Genomic DNA, 19317 nt, shown 5'->3' on the forward strand with positions numbered 1-19317 from the left:
AAAAGATCGCCTCAATCGCCGGCGGGGCTTGATCTATCAAGCCCCGCCGGCGATTGAGGCGATCAAGCCCCTGCGGCGATTGAGCAGCGGGGTCCGGGGCGGAACCCCGCAACCGCAACCACGGTGCCGGGTACAGTGAAGGCGTCGTCAGTACGTACGCGGAGCCGGAGCCGCCCGGTACCTCCGTGTACCGCGCCACCCCGCTCCCCGCAGGGAGAGGCCTCCGCCCCACCATGAACATTCGCCGCAGCGCCGCGCTCGTCGCCGCGACCGTCGCCATCGGCGCCATGGGCGCGCAGGCCGCGACCGCGGACAGCGCCTCCCCCTCGCCGAAGAAGGTCGTCCCGTCGGGCCTCTACGGCAAGGGCGACCCCACGTACGACGGAGTCTGGCGGCAGTCCCTCGCGCTCGTCGCGCAGGACACGGTGGGCGTCAAGCCCGCACAGAAGGCGGTCGACTGGCTGGCCGGTCAGCAGTGCGAGAACGGCGGCTTCGCCGCCTACCGCGCCGAACCGGGCAGGGCCTGCGACAAGAAGACCAAGATCGACAGCAACGCCACCGCGGCCGCCGTCCAGGCACTCGCCGCGGTCGGCGGCCGGGACGGCGAGGTCGCCGCGGGCGTCGAGCGGCTGGTGAAGACCCAGAACCTGGACGGCGGCTGGGGCTACAGCCTCGGCATGGCCAGCGACGCGAACTCGACCGCGGTCGTGCTCGGCGCTCTCGCCGCCGCGGGCAAGGACCCGGCCAAGGTGACTTCGCACCACGACAAGACCGGCACCGACGCCCTCGCCTCACTCGCCCTCCCCTGCGCCAAGGGCAAGGACGGCGGCGCCCTCGCCTACCAGCCGGACAAGAAGGGCGAGCTCGCCGCCAACGCGGACGCCACCGCCGCCGGTGTGCTGGGCGCCCTCGGCACCGGCTTCGCGCCGGACAAGGGCAAGGCCCCGGACGCGTACACCTGCGAGGACGGCAAGAGCGCGGAGGCGATCGCGCACAACGGCGCCGTCTACCTCCAGAACCAGCTCGACACCCACCTCTACCTGAAGTCCCAGCTGGCCGGCTCCACCGACCAGCCCGACTACGGCAACACCGCGGACGCGGTCACCGCCGTCGCCGCGGCCGAGGGCATCAAGGCCACGAAGGACTCGTACACCTGGCTGGAGAAGAACGCGAAGGGCTGGGCCGCGCAGACCGGGCCCGCCGGCTACGCCGAGCTGATCTTCGCCGCGCACGCCACCGGCAACGACCCGCGCGACTTCGGCGGCACGGACCTGGTGGCCGCCCTCAACAAGACGGGCCCGGAGCCCGCCTCCACGAAATCGTCCGCGTCCGACTCCGACGAGAAGAAGGACGACGGCGGTGGCGGCGCCAACTGGTGGATCATCGGCGTGATGTTCATCGCCGCCGTGGGCGCCGGTTTCCTGCTCAGCGGCCGCAAGAAGCAGCAGCCGTGACCGCGCGCCGGTCGGCCGGCCTCGGCGGGCTCGTCCTCGGACTGCTCGTCGCGCTGCTCGCCGTGACCGTCGCCCCCGCGCAGGCCGCCGGGTACCGCTACTGGTCGTTCTGGGAGCGGGACGGCGGCCAGAAGACATGGACGTACGCGACGGCGGGCCCCTCGCAGACCAAGCCGTCGGACGGCGACGTGCAGGGCTTCCGGTTCGCGGTGAGCGCCGACTCGAAGGACGCGACGCAGCCGCGCGGCAGCGCCGGCTTCGACGCGATCTGCGAGGACACTCCGGCCGATGGCGGCAAGAAGCGCGTCGCGCTCGTCATCGACTTCGGCACGGGGGTCGACGCCCCGTCGCCGGAGACCCCGCCGAAGCCGCGCACCGCGTGCGCGCGGGTCGCCGAGGACGCGACGAGCGCCGACGCGCTCGCCTCCGTCGCGAAGCCACTGCGCTACGACAGCAGCGCGATGCTGTGCGCGATCTCGGGCTACCCGAAGTCGGGCTGCGGCGAGCAGGTGTCCAAGGAGACCTCCGGCAAGACGCCCTCGACGCCCTTCGCGAAGGATTCCGCCTCGCAGTCCGACGGCGACGACGGCGGCCCCTCGGTCGGCCTCATCGCCGGTGTCGCCGTGGTCGTCGTGCTCGGCATCGCGGTCGGCGTGCAGGCCCGACGCCGACGCCGCTGACACATGACCGCCTCCCAGCTCCGCGCCCCTCGGGCGCACCGCTCCAACTCCCTGCACCCGGGCGCCTGGTGGATCTGGGCGCTCGGCCTCGGCACGGCCGCGTCCCGCACCACGAACCCGCTGCTGCTCGCGCTGCTGATCGGCGTCGCCGGATACGTGGTGACGGCGCGCCGCACGGAGGCACCGTGGGCGCGTTCGTACGGGGCGTTCGTGAAGCTGGCGCTGGTCGTGCTCGGCATCCGCCTGGTCTTCGCGACGCTGCTCGGCTCGGCGATCCCGGGCACGCACCTCCTTTTCACACTGCCCGAACTGCCGCTGCCGGACTGGGCGCAGGGGGTACGGATCGGCGGCCCGGTGACGCTCGAAGGCCTCGTCTTCGCGCTCTACGACGGCCTGAAGCTCGCCACCCTCCTCATCTGCGTGGGCGCCGCTAACGCGCTCGCCTCCCCGTCCCGGCTGCTCAAGTCACTGCCGGGCGCGCTGTACGAGGCCGGGGTCGCGGTCGTCGTGGCGATGACGTTCGCCCCGAACCTGGTCGCGGACGTCCGCAGGCTGCGGGCGGCGCGACGCCTGCGCGGCCGCCCGGACAGCGGCCTGCGCGGTCTGCTCCAGGTCGGCCTCCCGGTCCTCGAAGGAGCACTGGAGCGTTCCGTCTCACTCGCCGCCGCGATGGACGCACGCGGCTACGGCCGCACCGCCGAGGTGCCGCCCGCCGTGCGCCGCGCCACGGCCGCGCTCACGCTGGGCGGCCTCATCGGGGTGTGCGCGGGAACGTACGGCCTGCTCGCGGCCTCCGGATCCGGGTACGGGCTCCCGGTACTCCTCGCCGGGGTCGCCGCGGCGCTCGGCGGGCTCTGGCTCGGCGGGCGCCGCACGGTACGCACCCGCTACCGGCCCGACGTGTGGGGCGTACGGGCCTGGCTGGTCGCGGCGTCCGGTGCGGTGGCCGCGGCGGCGCTGATCTGGACCGGCACCCAGGACCCGGCGGCCCTCCAGCCGCCGGTGGTCCCGCTCGCGGCGCCGGAACTGCCGCTGTGGCCTGCGGCGGGCATCCTGCTCGGCCTGCTCCCGGCCTTCGTCGCACCCGCTCCCGACAGGCCGATTCCCGACAAGCCGACGGAGGCGTCGTCATGATCCGCTTCGAGAACGTCTCCGTGACCTACGACGGCGCGCCGCGCCCCACCGTCCACGGCATCCATCTCCACGTGCCCGAGGGCGAGTTGATGCTCCTCGCGGGCCCGTCGGGCGTCGGCAAGTCCACCCTCCTCGGAGCGGTGAGCGGCCTCGTCCCGCACTTCACCGGCGGCACGCTGTCCGGTCGCGTCACGGTGGCCGGCCGCGACACCCGCACCCACAAACCCCGCGAACTCGCCGACGTCGTCGGCACGGTGGGCCAGGACCCGCTCGCGCACTTCGTCACGGACACCGTGGAGGACGAACTCGCGTACGGCATGGAGTCGTTGGGCCTGTCCCCGCCGGTCATGCGGCGCCGCGTGGAGGAGACCCTCGACCTCCTCGGCCTCGCCGACCTGCGCGACCGCCCGATCTCCACGCTCTCCGGCGGCCAGCAACAACGCGTCGCGATCGGCTCCGTCCTCACGCCCCACCCCCAGGTCCTCGTCCTCGACGAACCGACATCCGCCCTCGACCCAGCAGCGGCGGAGGAGGTCCTCTCGGTCCTGCAACGCCTGGTCCACGACCTGGGCACGACGGTCCTCATGGCCGAACACCGCCTGGAACGCGTCATCCAGTACGCGGACCAGGTGGCGCTGCTGCCGGGTGCCGGTGAACCGTTGCTGGTGGGCGACCCGGCGGCGATCATGACCGTCTCCCCGGTCTACCCCCCGGTGGTGGGCCTGGGCCGCCTGGCGGGCTGGGACCCGTTGCCGCTGACGGTGAGAAACGCGAGGCGTGCGGCAAGCGGCTTGAAGGAACGACTGGCCGAGCGCCCATTTAAAGCCCCTGCGGCGCGCGAACCGCGAGGCCGGGCGAATCAAGCCCCGCCGGCGATTGAGGCGCGGGGTCCGGGGCAGAGCCCCGCGACCGCAACCACTCTGGCCGCAACCAAAAACCTGGGCGTACGCAGAGGCCGTATCGAGGCACTACGTCACATAGACCTCCAGGTCACCACCGGCGAGGTACTCGCCCTGATGGGCCGCAACGGCGCCGGCAAATCCACCCTCCTCTCAACCCTGGTCGGGCTGATCAAACCAACCTCCGGCACGGCCACCGTCAGCGGCACCGTCCCCCACAAGACCACCCCCCGCGACCTCATCCGCAAGGTGGGCCTCGTCCCCCAGGAACCCCGCGACCTCCTCTGCGCGGACACGGTCGCCGCGGAGTGCACGGCGGCGGACAAGGACGCGTCCGCCACCCCCGGCACCTGCCGCGGCCTGCTCACCGACCTGCTCCCCGGGATCTCCGACGACACCCACCCCCGCGACCTCTCCGAGGGCCAGCGCCTCACCCTGGCCCTGGCGATCGTGCTGACGGCGGCCCCGCCGCTGCTCCTGCTCGACGAGCCGACCCGCGGCCTGGACTACGCGGCCAAGTCCCGCCTCGTCGCGATCCTGCGGAACCTCGCGGCCGAGGGCCACGCCGTCGTCATGGCGACGCACGACGTGGAACTGGCGGCGGAGCTGACCCACCGCGTGGCGATCCTCGCGGACGGCGAGATCGTGGCGGACGGCCCCACCCCCGACATCGTCACGTCGTCCCCGTCCTTCGCCCCGCAGGTCGCGAAGATCCTGGCGCCGCAGCGCTGGCTCACGGTGTCCGAGGTCGAAGAGGCCCTGAAATGACATTCAAGCCGCGGGCCGGAGCCCCGGGGCCGCTCGACCGCCAGGCCAATCCGGTCCGCCTGGGCCCCCGCTCCATCGCCGCCCTGCTCCTGGTCAGCGCCGTGGGCATCGTCGGCATCGGCTGGCCGCTGATCACCGGGCCCGGGTCCGAGGTGAACGCGCACGCGCAGGACGCTCCCTGGCTGTTCGCGGCGCTGCTCGTGCTGCTGGTCGCCGTGGTGGCGGCCACGATCTCGGAGTCCGGCATGGGCCCCAAGGCGGTGGCGATGCTCGGCGTGCTGGCCGCCGCGGGGGCGGCCCTGCGTCCCATCGGGGCGGGCACGGCCGGGCTGGAGCCGATGTTCTTCCTGATGGTCCTGAGCGGCCGCGTCCTCGGCCCCGGCTTCGGCTTCGTCCTGGGTTCCCTCAGCATGTTCACCTCGGCGCTGCTGACCGGGGGCGTGGGGCCGTGGATGCCGTTCCAGATGCTCTCGATGGGCTGGTTCACGATGGGCGCGGGGCTGTTGCCGGGAGCGCACACCCTGCGCGGCGGGGCCGAGCGCGTGATGCTCGCCGCCTACGGCTTCCTCGCCGCGTTCGCGTACGGCACGCTCATGAATCTCGCGGGCTGGCCGTTCATGAACGCGCTGGCCTCCTCCGTGGCGTACCAGCCGGATGCCGCGCTGCACGAGAACCTCGTGCGCTTCCTCGCCTACTGCGCGGCCACGTCGCTCGGCTGGGACCTGGGGCGTGCCGCGCTCACCGTCGTCCTGACGCTGGTCGTCGGAGGCGCCGTCCTCAAGGCGCTGCGCCGGGCCACGAGGCGGGCAGCCTTCGAGGCCCAGGTCACATTCGACGAGCCGCGGGCGTGAGGCCACGCACATGACCCACGTCACGTACTAAGCGGGACCGTAGCCAGATGGGGCCCCTTCGCCCACTCCCCCCCCACCCGACACAACGGACATTTAACCCATAACCCATAGAGTCCGACTTCTCTTAGTAAAAGCGCACATTGCTTTCACTCCTCGGTCTTTGTTTCTGTGGAGCAACCGCAAGGCACTACGCCCTGCCACTCCCTGCCTCCCACGGAAGGTTCCGTTTTGACCGCCACGCTCCTGCGCCGCATTGCCACTCCGAAGAACGCCATCGCCGGTGTCACCCTCGCCGCCGCGACAACCGGTCTCCTCTTCGCATCGGCCCCGGCCCAGGCCGCGTCGACGTCGGGCTCGGCGAAGGCCATCGCCCAGCAGAAGATCTCGGACTCGGCCCAGTTCAGCTGCTTCGACAAGATCGTGTCCCAGGAGAGCGGCTGGAACCCGAACGCGACGAACGCCTCCACCGGTGCGTACGGCCTGGTCCAGGCGCTTCCGGCCAACAAGATGGCGTCGTCCGGTTCCGACTGGAAGACGAACCCGGAGACCCAGATCGACTGGGGCATCAAGTACATGAACGACCGCTACGGCAGCGCCTGCGGCGCGTGGAGCCACTGGCAGTCCAACGGTTGGTACTGAACCGGCACCGGCCCATTAAGCCCCCGCGCCTCAATCGCCGCAGGGGCTTAATTAGGGTTACAGCCGCTGGATGATCGTGCCGGTAGAGAGCGCCCCACCCGCACACATCGTAATGAGCGCGAACTCCTTGTCCCTGCGCTCCAGTTCATGCAACGCCGATGCAATCAACCGCGCTCCCGTCGCCCCCACCGGATGCCCGAGCGCAATCGCCCCACCGTTCACGTTCACCTTCTCCAGGTCCTGCTCGAAGACCTGCGCCCAGCTCAACACCACCGACGCGAACGCCTCGTTGATCTCGACGATGTCGATGTCCTTCAGGGACATCCCCGCCTTGCCGAGCACCGCCCGCGTCGCATCCACCGGCCCGTCCAGGTGGAAGTGCGGATCGGCCCCGACCAACGCCTGCGCCACGATCCGCGCGCGAGGCCGCAACTTGAGCGCCCGCGCCATCCGCTTCGACGCCCACATGATCGCGGAGGCCCCGTCGGAGATCTGCGAGGAGTTGCCCGCCGTGTGCACGGCCGTCGGCATCACCGGCTTGAGCTTCGCGAGGCCCTCCATACTCGTGTCACGCAGCCCCTCGTCACGGTCGACGAGCCGCCACATACCCTGCCCCGCGGCCTGCTCCGCCTCCGTGGTGGGCACCTGCACCGCGAACGTCTCGCGTTTGAAGCGCTCCTCGGCCCAGGCGGTGGCGGCCCGCTCCTGGGATATGAGACCGAGCGAGTCCACGTTCTCCCGGGTCAACTCCCGCTTGCGCGCGATGCGTTCCGCGGCCTCGAACTGATTGGGCAGGTCGACGTTCCACTCGTTGGGGAACGGCTTTCCCGGCCCGTGCTTGGACCCCGAGCCCAGCGGCACCCGCGACATCGCCTCGACACCGCACGAGATGCCGACGTCGATGACGCCCGCCGCGATCATGTTCGCGGTCATGTGCGAGGCCTGCTGCGAGGAGCCGCACTGACAGTCGACCGTCGTCGCGGCCGTCTCGTACGGCAGGCCCATCGTGAGCCAGGCCGTGCGCGCCGGGTTCATGGACTGCTCGCCTGCGTGCGTGACCGTGCCGCCGACGATCTGCTCGACGCAGTCCGGCTGGATGCCGGTGCGGCCGAGGAGTTCGCGATAGGTCTCGCCCAGCAGATAGGCGGGATGCAGATTGGCCAGCGCGCCGCCGCGCTTGCCGATCGGGGTGCGTACGGCTTCGACGATGACGGGCTCGGCTGCCATGACCTACGTCCTCTCCAGGATTCCCGGACCAGCACGATCTGCGCGCGCACGAAACTAGAACGCGTACCAGTTCTACTTGCAGTCTCATCGCCCTTACCCCCGGTACGCAAGGGGCGTGCACGCACAACGCACCGAACCAACACGACCGTGGGCCTTGCCACTTCTAGAACCCGTTATTACCTTCGCAGCGAGACCTGACGGATCGTCAGACCACTACGGGAGTGACCCCATGCCGTGCCCCGCGCTGCCCGACGGGTTCGACTTCACCGACCCCGACCTCCTCCAACACCGCATTCCCCACCCGGAGTTCGCCCAGCTCCGCCAGGCCGAACCGGTCCGCTGGATCCCGCAGGAACACGGCATATCCGGCTTCGACGACGCCGGCTACTGGGCCGTGACCCGGCACGCGGACGTCAAATACGTCTCCACTCACCCGGAGATCTATTCGTCCAACATCAACACCGCCGTGATCCGCTTCAACTCCTCGATCGAGCGCGACCAGATCGACGTACAGAAGATGATCATGCTGAACATGGATCCGCCCGAGCACACCCGGGTACGCCAGATAGTGCAGCGCGGGTTCACTCCGCGCGCCATCCGGTCCCTCGAGGAGAAGCTCCGCGACCGCGCCGGCGCCATCGTCGCCGAGGCGGTCCAACAGGCGGGCCCGGACGGCGCGTTCGACTTCGTCACGAACGTCGCCGTCGAGCTGCCGTTGCAGGCCATCGCCGAGCTCATCGGCATCGAGCAGAAGGACCGCTCCAAGGTCTTCGACTGGTCCAACAAGATGGTCGCGTACGACGACCCGGAGTACGCGATCACCGAGGAGATCGGCGCCGAGGCCGCCATGGAGATCGTCGGCTACGCGATGAACCTCGCGGCCGACCGCAAGAAGTGCCCGGCCAAGGACATCGTGAGCCAGCTGGTCGCGGCCGAGGACGAGGGCAACCTGTCCTCCGACGAGTTCGGCTTCTTCGTGATCCTGCTCGCCGTCGCCGGCAACGAGACGACCCGCAACGCCATCACCCACGGCATGCACGCCTTCCTCACCCACCCCGACCAGTGGGAGCACTACAAGCGGGAGCGCCCGAGCACCACGGCCGAGGAGATCGTGCGCTGGGCGACCCCGGTCGTCTCCTTCCAGCGGACCGCCACGCAGGACACCGAACTCGGCGGACAGAAGATCAAGGCGGGCGACAGGGTCGGCCTCTTCTACTCCTCCGCCAACCACGACCCGGAGGTCTTCGAGAACCCGGACACCTTCGACATCACCCGCGACCCCAACCCGCACCTCGGCTTCGGCGGCGGCGGCCCGCACTTCTGCCTCGGCAAGTCCCTGGCGATCCTGGAAATCGACCTGATCTTCAACGCCCTGGCCGACGCGGTACCGGATCTGCGTCTCGTGGGAGACCCCCGCCGCCTCCGCGCGGCATGGCTGAACGGCGTGAAGGAGCTTCAGGTCAGTACTTGACGAGGGGCGGCGGCATTCATTTTTGGAGCCCCGCACCTGGACGAGAGCCAGCGGGGTCCGGGGCAGCGCCCCGCGACCGCAACACCGGCGCAGCCAAAGAGGCCCTCGGCCCCGACAACAAATACGTAAGCCCAAACCCAACCCCCACCACACCCGCCCCACCCACCGCATCCAGCACCCAATGGTTCCCCGTGGCAACAATCGCGGACACCGTGCACAACGGATGAACAAGCCCAAGCGCCTTCATCCACCACTTCGGGGCGAGCGCCAGGATCACGACGCCGCACCACAACGACCACCCGAAGTGCAGCGACGGTATCGCCGCGTACTGGTTGGTGACCGCGGTGAGCGTCCCGTAGTCCGGCTTGGAGAAGTCCTGCACGCCGTGGACCGTGTCGATGAAGCCCAGCGTGGGCATCAGGCGCGGCGGCGCGAGCGGGTACAGCCAGAAGCCGACGAGGGCCAGGACGGTCGCGAAGCCGAGGGAGGCGCGCGCCCAGCGGTAGTCCGCGGGGCGGCGTACGTAGAGGACCGCGAGGACGGTCAGCGGCACCACAAAGTGAAAGGACGTGTAGTAGAAGTCGAAGAAATCGCGGAGCCATCCGACCGAAACCACCGCATGGTTCGCCCAGTGCTCGACGTCGATGTGCAGGAACCGCTCCAGCGCGTACACCTGCGCCCCGTGCTCCTCGGCGCGCGGCCTGCCGCCCGCCGCGGCGATCCTGACCTGTTGGTACGCGGAGTATCCGACGCGGATCAGGAGCAGTTCGAGCAGCAGGTTGGGGCGGGCGAGCGCGCGCCGCCACACCGGTAGCAGCGGCACCCACGCCCAGCGCGCGGGGGCCGGCTCCGTATGGATGGTGGGGCGCGTGGCCCCGAAGGCCGGGTCGGTGCGCCGCAGGAACGGGACGGCGCAGGCCGCCGCGAGCACGGCGACCAGGACGAGGTTGTCCCGCAGCGGCGCGAGCACCGGCATCTGCGGCAGTATCGCGGAGGCCGGGAGCGTCATCACCAGGACGACGGCGACGGGCCACACCGCCCGGTCGGCGGTCTTGGCCCCCACGCGGCCGACCACCGCGAGCAGTACCCACAGCAGCTGGTGCTGCCAGGTCGTCGGGGACACGGCGACCGCGACGCAGCCGGTGACCGCGACGGCGAGCAGCAGTTGCCCGTCGCGCGCGTACGCGATGGAGCGGCGCAGGCCGAGCACGGCCACGGCGGCGCCAAGCGCCAGGAACAGGGCGATCTCGAGGGGCCCGGCGAGGCCGAAGCGCAGCAGCATGCCGTGCAGCGACTGGTTGGCGGTCGCGGCCGGATCGGCGGCGAGGCCGGTGCCGGCCACATGGTGCACCCAGTACGTCCACGAGTCCTGCGGCATCGCGAGCCAGGCGATACCGGTGCCCGCGACGAAGGTGGCCCCCGTCGTGGCGGCGGCGCGCCTGCGGCCGGTGAACCAGAGAAGCGGGGCGAACAGCAGCACGGTCGGCTGGAGTGCGGCGGCGGCGCCGATCAGTGCGCCGGACGCCACCTGTCCGCGCACCGCGAAGCAGCCGAGCAGCACGAGGAGGACCGGCAGGATGCTGGTCTGGCCGAGGGTGAACGCGTTGCGCACCGGCAGCGACAGCATGAGCAGGCTGATCGCGACGGGCGCCGCGAACTGCGCCGTACGCCGGGACACGGGCGGCGGCAGGGCGCGCGCGGCGACCACGCCGAGCGCGACGACAAGGGCCAGCGAGCCGAACGTCCAGCCCCAGCCGAGTACCTGCTCCGCCGCGCGCGCGAGCGGCTTGAGGACGAGCCCCGCGAACGGCGGCCCGGTGAACCGGTCGGGCGCGTCGTACAGCGAGCCGCTGACATGAAGCACCCCTTCGGGTCCGACCCAGGTCTCCAGATCGGTGAGGCGCTCACCCGGAGGAGCGCTCAGCACCGCCACGAGTTGACGCGCGCCGAGTACGGCCGCGATCAGCCACAGGCCGGCGCGCAGCACGCCGAGCCGCCCCGCCACCTGATCCGTGGATCCCGGCGCCACCCCTCCACGTTCCGCGTTCGCCACGCCTTTCGGACCTCCCGCTCAACTCGGCCGGTTCACCGACATACACCGCACATCCGGTAAGACGCAGGCAACTGCTCCTTCACCTGTCTGTCCACCGGGATTTGGCGGTAGGAAGTGTCTTCGGCCACTTTGTCCAGGCCTTCACACGCGCGGTTTCGCGACATAGATCACAAGAATTTGCATCAGCACCGTGCGAAGGCTTTGGCATTCCCCCAGGCCGGAGGGGGTTTCCTCACGGTGTGGAGTTCACCGAACACTACCCGTAGTAGGCGCGGACGCCCCTATGGTCGATGAGTCGGCCGTTCCCCGTGAACGGCCGTTGCTCTTGTCCCCCACGAAAGGAAGGCGAAGGACCCGTGTCCAGCGCCACTTCCATCGCCCCCGGTACCGGCCGGTCCGCCGCCCCCACGGCGGACCGCATCTCATCCGAGCCCACCACCACCGACCCCTCGCTGGTCAAGCGTGCGGTCAAGGCGGCAGCCCTCGGCAACGCGATGGAGTGGTTCGACTTCGGCGTCTACGGCTACCTGACCGCGACGCTCGGGCACGTCTTCTTCCCCTCGGCATCGAGCACGGCGCAGGTCCTGTCCACGCTCGGCACCTTCGCCGCCGCCTTCCTCGTGCGCCCCCTCGGCGGCGCCTTCTTCGGCCCGCTCGGCGACCGCATCGGCCGTCAGCGCGTCCTCGCCATCACCATGATCATGATGTCGGCGGGCACCTTCGCGATCGGCCTGATCCCGTCGCACGGCGCCATCGGCATCTGGGCGCCGGTGCTGCTGATCGTGGCCCGCATGGTGCAGGGCTTCTCGGCCGGTGGTGAGTACGGCGGCGCCTGCACGTTCATCGCCGAGTACGCGCCGGACAAGCGCCGCGGCTTCTTCGGTTCATTCCTGGAGCTGGGCACGAACGCCGGTTACGTCGCCGGTGCCGCCCTCGCGACGGTGCTCACGACGACGATGGCCTCCGACGACCTCTACAGCTGGGGCTGGCGCATCCCGTTCCTGATCGCGGGCCCGATCGGCCTGGTCGGTCTCTACGTCCGGATGAAGCTGGAGGAGACCCCGGCGTTCCAGAAGCTGGCGGACGAGGCCGAGGCGAAGGAGAAGTCCTTCCCGAAGCCGAGGCTCAAGGAGATGTTCGTCGGCAACGCGCGGCCGATGTTCCTGTGCATCGCGCTGGTCCTGGTCTTCAACGTGACCGACTACATGCTGCTCTCCTACATGCCGACGTTCCTGAGCGAGGAGCTGAACTACGACGCCACGCACGGCACGCTGATCCTGATCGGCGTGATGCTGCTGATGATGGTCGTGCAGCTCCCGATGGGTCTCGCCAACGACCGCTTCGGCCACCGCTGGGTGATCGGCATCGGCTGCGTCGGCTTCCTCGCGCTGTCCGTCCCCGCCATCCTGCTGATCCAGCAGGGCTCCACGTGGGCGATCGCGTTCGGCCTGGCCGCCCTCGGCCTGCTGCTCGTCACCTTCACCTCGTCGATGCCCTCGACGCTGCCCGCGCTGTTCGAGACAAAGGTCCGCTACGGCTCCCTGGCCGTCAGCTTCAACCTGTCCGTCTCGATCTTCGGTGGTACGACGCCGCTGGTCGTGGCCTCCCTCATCGCGGCCACGGGCAACCTGATGATCCCGGCGTACTACATGATGGCCGCGGCCGTCATCGGCGGTATCGCGGTGTGGCGCATGAAGGAGTCCGCGGGCAAGCCGCTGCCGGGCTCACCGCCCGCCGTCTGACGCGGTGGCCTACGGGGGTTCGTGACCGAAGCCGACGTGCACGCTGCGCGGCCCGCTCCGGTCGGCCACGAGCACCTCGCCCCAGGAGCCGCGCGGCAACGTCGCCACCCCGCCGTACGGGACGAGCTGCCCCATCCCCTCCAGCTGCGGCCCGAACCGCACCCGCACCTCGGAGGCGGGGTCGTCCTGCGAGCCGCGCAGCCAGAACAGGACCCACTCGCCTTCCGGTCCGCACCGGAACTCCAGGTGCACCCGCGACACGAACAGCCAGTCCTCCGGGGTCACCAGTCGGCACACGCTCGCGTCGCGGCCGACCCGCAGCACGGCTCCCGGCTCGCTCCGGGCGTCGGCCATGGCCATCGCGGCCGTCGCCCCCTCGTCGCCACCGGCCATGGTGGCCATGGTCAGTTCGAGCACCGCGCTCCCCCCACCACTGTCGCGCGTCCGTCGCTCGCAGCCTATGGCGCCCCGATCCGCTCTGGGACACTTGCGTCATGACCGAACGCAAACCGCCCGGAGTCAGCTTCGAGTCATTCGTCGACAAGCAGATCCGAGACGCGGAACGACGCGGGGACTTCTCCTCGCTGCCCGGCGCCGGCAAGCCCCTGGATTCCTCGGCCGACACCACGTACGACGAGAACTGGTGGATCAAGGGAAAGCTGGCCCGCGAGAGCTTCTCCGTCCTGCCGCCCTCGCTCGCGCTGCGCAAGGAGGCCGAGGACACCCTGGCGGCGCTGCCGAAGGCCCCGTCGGAGCGCGTCGTACGCCGCATGATCACGGAACTCAACGACAAGATCCGCGACATGATGTTCAAGCCGCCGCCAGGACCCCCGCTCGGCCTGAAGCCGTACACGGCCGAGGAGATCGAGGAACTCGTGCGGGAGTGGCGGGAGGCGCGGGAGACGCGGCCGGGGCGCGAGTCGCCCTGAGAGGTCGCTGAGGCACGATGGACGCATGAGCATCGTAAAGATCAACGCCCTCACCGTTCCCGAAGAGCAGCGGGAAGTCCTCGAGAAGCGCTTCGGCGCTCGGGCCGGGTCCGTCGAGAACTCCGACGGGTTCGAGTGGTTCGAGCTGCTGCGCCCGATCGAGGGCACCGACCAGTACCTCGTCTACACGCGCTGGCGCGACGAGGCCGCCTTCCAGGCCTGGATGGAGGGGCCCATGAAGGCGGCCCACCAGGGTCCGCAGGGCGGCGACCGGCCGAAGCCGGCCGCGAGCGGGTCCACGGTGTGGTCGTTCGAGGTGGTCCAGCAGGCGGCGCCGAAGACCGCGTAACGCCTCCGGCGCGGCGCCTGTGTCCGCGTGCCGGCTCAGAGCCTCAGCAGGCGCTCCGCCGTCTCCCGGTAGTCGCGGAGCGCGATGCGGAGTCGCTCGGTGTCCTCCGTCGAGCCCTGCCAGGACGTGCGCAGGGTGTGGCGGTGGCCGGCGAGTGTTTCGGTGAGGCGGGCCGTCAGGTCCTCCAGGACGTGGTCGGCCTCCTCCACGGCGGCACGCGGCTCGTCGACGAAGCCGGTGAGCGCGTGCCGCAGGCGACCTTCGAGCGCGTCGCGCTCACCCGTGGGGAAGAGCCCTGAGCGCCCTCCGGCACGTGCCCCGCCCCCGGGGCCGACCTGGCCACCCGCCGCCGGGTCACTGTCACGGTCCGCCGCGAAGTCCGCCTCGCGGCCCACGTCACGGCCCGCTTCGGGGGGCGCCATGGCGTCGGCGTGACGGCCGGCCGTGCGGTTCGCCATGGGGTCCGTGTCGCGGCCGGTCCCGCGGTCCGCGTCAGGGGCCGCCAGGGGATCCGCCTCGCGGCCCGCCTGCCGGTCCGCCTTGGGGTCCAGCGCGATCCCCTTGTCGACCCCGTCGGCCTCGGCCCGTCGAATGTCCGTCATGGCCCTCAACTCCCCTTCGCCAGACGCCCCTTGAAGACGCCGTGCCGCTTGTTCCGGTGTTGGTGCGCGGGCCCGTCCGTGGTGCGGGCGCGGGCCGTCGCGCGGTCCGGGCCGACGAGTTCGTCGAAGAGCGGCCGCGCCTCGACCATCGCCTCGCGCAACTCCTCCGTACCGGCCCTGCTCGCGTCCGCGCGGCCCGTGCGGGCGTGCGCCGCGAGGTGCACGCGCCGGTAGCCGTGCACGTGCGGGCCGTGGTGGACGGAAAGCGCGTCGAGCTGCTCGTCGTAGCGGCCGCCGTCCGGGAAGCCGCGCTCGTGCGCCAGGTCGGCGAGGAGCAGATCCGCCTCGGCGACGGCGACGTCCGGGGACTCGACGAAGCGTTCCTGGGCGTCGGCCCAGCGCGCCAGATAGCGCTCGCGGGCGACGGGATCCAGCGGCTGCTCACGCAGCGCCCCGTGCCGGCGCACGCGCTCCGCCAGCTCCCGGTCCGCGGCCTTGGTGTCACCGTCGTGCCGCGCCACGGCCCGCTCGTACTCGGGCCCGAACCTGCGCCGCAGCCCGCGCCCGCCACGGGGCGCGGTCCGCGCGGCGAAGAACCCGGCCGCGACCACGATCACGACGCCCACCACGATCAGAGCGATGATCAAGCCTGTGGACATGACTGCCTTCCCTCAACTATGGCTGTTGCAGGCCGGGTTGCCCTGCCCGGCCACCTGAAACCGATCCAGGCCCACCGAGGCTGCCGCCCACACCACGGGGCTGCGCCCCGGACCCCGCCGGCTCTCGTCCCACGGCGGGGCTAAATCTGTTGCGCCCGGCCGCCCCACCGGCCTCACCATGTCCCATGACCACCACGTCCTGGGCCATCGGCCCCGAGCCGTACGACTCCCCCGCAGCGGCAGCGCTCTGGCGCGCGTACTACACGGAGGTGAGCGACCGCTGGTATCTGCTGCACGAGGGGCACGCGACGGACCCGGCCGAGCTGGAGCGGGAGGTCGCCGCCGTGTCCGGCAGTGAACTGGAGCCGCCGCGCGGCCAGTTGCTGCTCGCGCGGTACGCGGGCGAGCCCGCGGGGACGGCGGGCGTACGGCTCGTGGACGCGGCCACGGCCGAGCTCACGCGTGTCTACGTACGCGAGGAGCTGCGCGGCAAGGGTGGCGCCGCACTCCTGGTGGCCGCCGCCGAGGACGCGGCCCGCGCGCTCGGCGCCACCGCGATCCGCCTCGACACCCGCGACGACCTGGTGGAGGCGCGGTCCCTGTACGCGCGGCTCGGCTACGAGGAGACGGCGCCGCACAACGACGACATCTACGCCGAGCACTGGTTCAGGAAGCCGCTGGCGCCGCCCCCGCCCCCGCCGCCGCGTGCGGCCGCTCCTCGTCCGAGCCGCACATCTCCCTGTTGAGGTCGGAGACGAGCTGGACGAGGTCGCGGGGGCGGTCCGGGCCCCACCAGTCGCCGAGCAGTTCGGCGAGGGACTCCTCGCGGGCCCGCGAGAGGCGTTCGGCGACCGCGCGGCCCTCGTCGGTGAGGATCAGGTCGGGGCCCTCGCGCACGGCGAGGCGGCGCTCCTCGACCTGCCGGGCCGCGTCGATGATCACGGGCAGCGGGATCGCCGTGTACTCGGCGAGCACGCCCGGCTCCGCCCACCCGTTGCGGTGGGTGCGCAGGACCAGCCAACTCGCCGCGGGCAGCAGGTCGTAGCCGGCCTTGGCGGTGATTTTCTCGTACACCTCGCGGCGCCCCTCGCGGCTGCCGAGCGTGGACAGGGCGCGCACCGCCTCGTCGTACGAGGAGCGCTGGACGGGGTTGCTGGCGAGCGTCTCGGTGACGTCGGGCGCGGTGACGGAGCCGCGCAACGGGTCCTCGTGCAGCAGCAGCGCGAGCGCGAAGGCAAGCAGCGTGACCGGGACCGCGTAGAGGAAGACGTCGGTGATGGACGTGGAGTAGGCGTGGACGACCGGCGCCCGGACTTCCGGCGGGAGCGCGGCGATGCCGCGCGGGTCGGCGCCGAGCGAGTCCGGGGTGACGCCCGGCGGCAGCTGCCGTCCGGAGAGGGCGTCGCCGAGCCTGCTGCCGAGATGGTTCGCGAAGACGGTGCCGAAGATCGCCACACCGAACGAGGCGCCGATGGAGCGGAAGAACGTGGCACCCGATGTGGCCACGCCCAGGTCCTCGTACGGGACGGCGTTCTGCACGATCAGGACCAGGACCTGCATGACGAGGCCGAGGCCCGCGCCGAAGACGAAGAAGTACAGGCTCATGACGCCCGTGGCCGTGTACTCGTCCATGTTGTGCAGGAGCAGCAGCCCGACCAGGGTGATGGCCGTGCCGGCGACCGGGAACATCTTCCAGCGCCCGGTGCGGCTGACGACCTGCCCGGACAGGGTGGTCGACAGCAGGAGGCCGAAGACCATCGGGAGCATGTGCACGCCCGACATGGTCGGCGTGACGCCCTGCACGACCTGGAGGAACGTCGGCAGGTACGTCATCGCGCCGAACATCGCGAAGCCGATGACGAAGCTGATGATCGCCGACAGGGTGAAGGTCCTGACCCGGAACAGGCGCATCGGCAGGACCGGTTCCCGCGCCCTGAACTCGACGAACACGAAGGCCACCCCGAGGGCGACGCCCAGGATCGCGAGACCGATGATCTGCGGCGAGCCCCAGGCCCACGTCGTGCCGCCGAGCGAGGCGACCAGGACGAGGCAGGTGGCGACGGAGGCGACGAGGAACGTGCCGAGGTAGTCGATGCGGTGCTTGGTGGAGCGGACCGGGATGTGCAGGGCCCCGGCGATCACGAGGAGCGCGACGACGCCGATCGGCAGATTGACGTAGAAGACCCAGCGCCAGCTCAGGTGCTCGGTGAACAGCCCGCCGAGCAGCGGCCCGAGGACGCTCGTCGCACCGAAGACGGCGCCGAAGAGTCCTTGGTACTTGCCTCGTTCACGCGGCGAGACGATATCGCCGACGATCGCCATGGACAGCACCATCAAACCGCCGCCGCCCAGGCCCTGCAGGGCGCGGAAGCCGATCAACTGGCCCATGTTCTGCGAGAGTCCGCAGAGCGCCGAGCCCACCAGGAAGATGAGGATGGCGAGTTGGAAGAGCTTCTTGCGCCCGTACTGGTCGCCGAGCTTTCCCCACAGCGGGGTCGCCGCCGTCGCGGCGAGCATGTACGCGGTGACGACCCAGGACAGATGCTCCAGGCCGCCCAGATCGCTGACTATGGTCGGCAGGGCCGTCGACACGATCGTCTGGTCGAGCGAGGCCAGCAGCATCCCGAGCAGCAGCGCGCCGATCGACACGAGGACGCCGCCGGGCTTGGCGCCTTCCCTGGACGCGGCGGGCGCTCCGCGACCGCTGTCCCCGGGCCCCACGCTCTCGATGTCCTGGCTGCTCATGACCGCCTCCGAAGCCGGCCCGGCACGCACGCGGCCGGGTGCTTGGTACTTCCCATCCTGGTAGGTGTGACCAGGTTTGGCCTGTTGAGTCGTGCGGCGCTCGAAGTTTTACGCGGTGGTGTCCGGTAACGGTGTGCGCACGGGCGCTGACGAGGGTTTATGCGACCGGCGCTGCGGGCGGGGCCCGTGGGTCTGCATAATGCGCCCATGCGACCTGGCGGGGGGCCGGGGCGTGCGGAGGGGGTTCGGCAGCGGTGAGTGAAGAACGTCGTACGTGTCCGGAGTGCGGGGCCGTGGTGGGTCCCGATGGCGCGCCGTCCTGCGGCTGCGAGCCGGAAGCCTTCGCTCCGCTCCGTGTCCGCCCCTACGTCTCGCTGTCGGAGCCCTCGCAGCCGACGCCGCCGCGGGCCGCCGACCCGTACGCGTATCCGCCGCCGCCCGCGCACACCCCGGACGACGACTCCGACGAGGGGCCGGATCCGGACGAGCCGGCCAAGCACGGCCGGATGCTGCTGCTCTCCGCGGTCACGGGCGTGCTGAGTGTGGCGACCCTGGTGACGGTGCTGATCACGTCGCCGGGCGACGAAGGGGCCTCGGCCTCCGACACCACGGCCGCGAGGGCGACGGCGATGACGCTCGCCCCGTCCCGCCCGGCGGCCCCCACCACACGCTCCGCGTCCCCGTCGGCGAAGGGCTCCCCGTCCACCTCGCCCTCACCCACGCACTCCCGGACGGTCACGGCGTCGCCCACCCCGACCCGCGCGAAACCCGACACACAGCGCAAGGAACGCAGAAGCCCGTCCCCTTCGACTTCCCGCACGACGTCGACGACACCGACGGGGCCGACGACCCTACGCCGGGGCGACAGGGGCCACGAGGTCGCCGAACTCCAGTGGCGCCTCAAGCAGTTGAACCTCTACGTAGGCGAAATCACCGGCACCTTCGACAACCCCACAGAAACATCGGTCGGCACCTACCAGTACTCCCGCGGCATCACTACCGACAAGCACGGCCAATACGGCCCGTCGACGCGCACGGCTCTTGAGCGGGAAACGGGTGGGCAACGGGGCCGCGGGCACGGGTAGCCGAAACACGGGTAGCGCGCAACCGTGAGT

General features: G+C 71.0%; 18 protein-coding genes. 12 read left to right on the forward strand and 6 right to left on the reverse strand.

Going from position 1 to position 19317, the window contains the following annotated elements; translation table 11 throughout:
• Nucleotides 1–233 precede the first annotated feature (233 nt).
• The 6 genes from ACWD2L_RS23455 to ACWD2L_RS23480 all read left to right on the forward strand — a co-directional run bounded on the left by ACWD2L_RS23455 (nt 234) and on the right by ACWD2L_RS23480 (nt 6425).
• A complete protein-coding gene (locus ACWD2L_RS23455) occupies nt 234–1454 on the forward strand; it encodes a prenyltransferase/squalene oxidase repeat-containing protein (RefSeq protein WP_351340847.1) in 1221 nt (406 codons plus the stop codon).
• The gene (locus ACWD2L_RS23460; RefSeq protein ID WP_451191196.1) at nt 1451–2134 is read left to right on the forward strand and encodes an SCO2322 family protein; all 684 of its coding nucleotides are present in this window, start codon (nt 1451–1453) and stop codon (nt 2132–2134) included. The genes ACWD2L_RS23455 and ACWD2L_RS23460 overlap by 4 nt, the downstream gene beginning before the upstream one ends.
• A gap of 3 nt (nt 2135–2137) precedes the next feature.
• A complete protein-coding gene (locus tag ACWD2L_RS23465; protein WP_351340848.1) occupies nt 2138–3268 on the forward strand; it encodes an energy-coupling factor transporter transmembrane component T in 1131 nt (376 codons plus the stop codon).
• On the forward strand, nt 3265–4935 hold the full coding sequence (locus tag ACWD2L_RS23470; protein WP_351340850.1) for an ABC transporter ATP-binding protein: 1671 nt from the start codon (nt 3265–3267) through the stop codon (nt 4933–4935). Before ACWD2L_RS23465 ends, ACWD2L_RS23470 begins: the two co-directional genes overlap by 4 nt.
• Nucleotides 4932–5786, forward strand: coding sequence for an ECF transporter S component (locus ACWD2L_RS23475; RefSeq protein ID WP_351340852.1), 855 nt, complete (start codon nt 4932–4934; stop codon nt 5784–5786). The genes ACWD2L_RS23470 and ACWD2L_RS23475 overlap by 4 nt, the downstream gene beginning before the upstream one ends.
• Nucleotides 5787–6014: 228 nt before the next feature.
• Complete coding sequence (locus ACWD2L_RS23480; RefSeq protein WP_351340854.1) at nt 6015–6425, forward strand: aggregation-promoting factor C-terminal-like domain-containing protein; 411 nt, start codon at nt 6015–6017, stop codon at nt 6423–6425.
• A 57-nt stretch (nt 6426–6482) separates the two neighbouring features.
• Here ACWD2L_RS23480 and ACWD2L_RS23485 read toward each other — a convergent pair whose 3' ends face one another.
• On the reverse strand, nt 6483–7652 hold the full coding sequence (locus tag ACWD2L_RS23485) for a steroid 3-ketoacyl-CoA thiolase (RefSeq protein WP_351340857.1): 1170 nt from the start codon (nt 7650–7652) through the stop codon (nt 6483–6485).
• Between the two features lie 229 nt (nt 7653–7881).
• Between ACWD2L_RS23485 and ACWD2L_RS23490 the strand changes: the two genes are divergently transcribed.
• Nucleotides 7882–9123, forward strand: coding sequence for a cytochrome P450 (locus ACWD2L_RS23490; RefSeq protein ID WP_351340859.1), 1242 nt, complete (start codon nt 7882–7884; stop codon nt 9121–9123).
• Nucleotides 9124–9139: 16 nt separating this feature from the next.
• Here ACWD2L_RS23490 and ACWD2L_RS23495 read toward each other — a convergent pair whose 3' ends face one another.
• Nucleotides 9140–11176 (reverse strand): bifunctional glycosyltransferase 87/phosphatase PAP2 family protein, encoded by a 2037-nt coding sequence (locus tag ACWD2L_RS23495; protein ID WP_451191203.1) that lies wholly within the window; start codon nt 11174–11176, stop codon nt 9140–9142.
• Nucleotides 11177–11532: 356 nt separating this feature from the next.
• Between ACWD2L_RS23495 and ACWD2L_RS23500 the strand changes: the two genes are divergently transcribed.
• Nucleotides 11533–12918, forward strand: a complete 1386-nt coding sequence (locus tag ACWD2L_RS23500) for an MFS transporter (RefSeq protein ID WP_451191206.1) — start codon at nt 11533–11535, stop codon at nt 12916–12918.
• 9 nt (nt 12919–12927) lie between these two features.
• On the opposite strand, the gene ACWD2L_RS23505 is transcribed toward ACWD2L_RS23500, so the two are convergent.
• Nucleotides 12928–13335, reverse strand: coding sequence for an FHA domain-containing protein (locus ACWD2L_RS23505; protein ID WP_351340862.1), 408 nt, complete (start codon nt 13333–13335; stop codon nt 12928–12930).
• A gap of 77 nt (nt 13336–13412) precedes the next feature.
• Here ACWD2L_RS23505 and ACWD2L_RS23510 point away from each other — a divergent pair, with 77 nt between their 5' ends.
• Nucleotides 13413–13847, forward strand: a complete 435-nt coding sequence (locus tag ACWD2L_RS23510) for a DnaJ family domain-containing protein (RefSeq protein WP_351340864.1) — start codon at nt 13413–13415, stop codon at nt 13845–13847.
• A gap of 25 nt (nt 13848–13872) precedes the next feature.
• Nucleotides 13873–14196 carry an antibiotic biosynthesis monooxygenase family protein gene (locus ACWD2L_RS23515; protein ID WP_326023400.1) on the forward strand — a complete coding sequence of 108 codons (324 nt, stop codon included), beginning with the start codon at nt 13873–13875 and terminating at the stop codon, nt 14194–14196.
• Between the two features lie 35 nt (nt 14197–14231).
• Here ACWD2L_RS23515 and ACWD2L_RS23520 read toward each other — a convergent pair whose 3' ends face one another.
• Entirely contained in the window at nt 14232–14798 is a 567-nt protein-coding gene (locus ACWD2L_RS23520; protein ID WP_351340867.1) for a hypothetical protein, read from the reverse strand.
• 5 nt (nt 14799–14803) lie between these two features.
• Nucleotides 14804–15457, reverse strand: coding sequence for a hypothetical protein (locus ACWD2L_RS23525; protein ID WP_351340869.1), 654 nt, complete (start codon nt 15455–15457; stop codon nt 14804–14806).
• 185 nt (nt 15458–15642) lie between these two features.
• On the opposite strand from ACWD2L_RS23525, the gene ACWD2L_RS23530 reads away from it, so the two are divergent.
• Nucleotides 15643–16203: a GNAT family N-acetyltransferase gene (locus ACWD2L_RS23530; RefSeq protein WP_351340872.1), complete on the forward strand. Its 561-nt coding sequence runs from the start codon at nt 15643–15645 to the stop codon at nt 16201–16203.
• On the opposite strand, the gene ACWD2L_RS23535 is transcribed toward ACWD2L_RS23530, so the two are convergent.
• Complete coding sequence (locus ACWD2L_RS23535; RefSeq protein ID WP_451191289.1) at nt 16124–18079, reverse strand: DHA2 family efflux MFS transporter permease subunit; 1956 nt, start codon at nt 18077–18079, stop codon at nt 16124–16126. The genes ACWD2L_RS23530 and ACWD2L_RS23535 overlap by 80 nt on opposite strands.
• Before the next feature lie 416 nt (nt 18080–18495).
• Here ACWD2L_RS23535 and ACWD2L_RS23540 point away from each other — a divergent pair, with 416 nt between their 5' ends.
• Nucleotides 18496–19287, forward strand: coding sequence for a peptidoglycan-binding domain-containing protein (locus ACWD2L_RS23540; RefSeq protein ID WP_351340877.1), 792 nt, complete (start codon nt 18496–18498; stop codon nt 19285–19287).
• Nucleotides 19288–19317: the final 30 nt, after the last annotated feature.

This window comes from Streptomyces sp. NPDC002754, assembly GCF_053592315.1.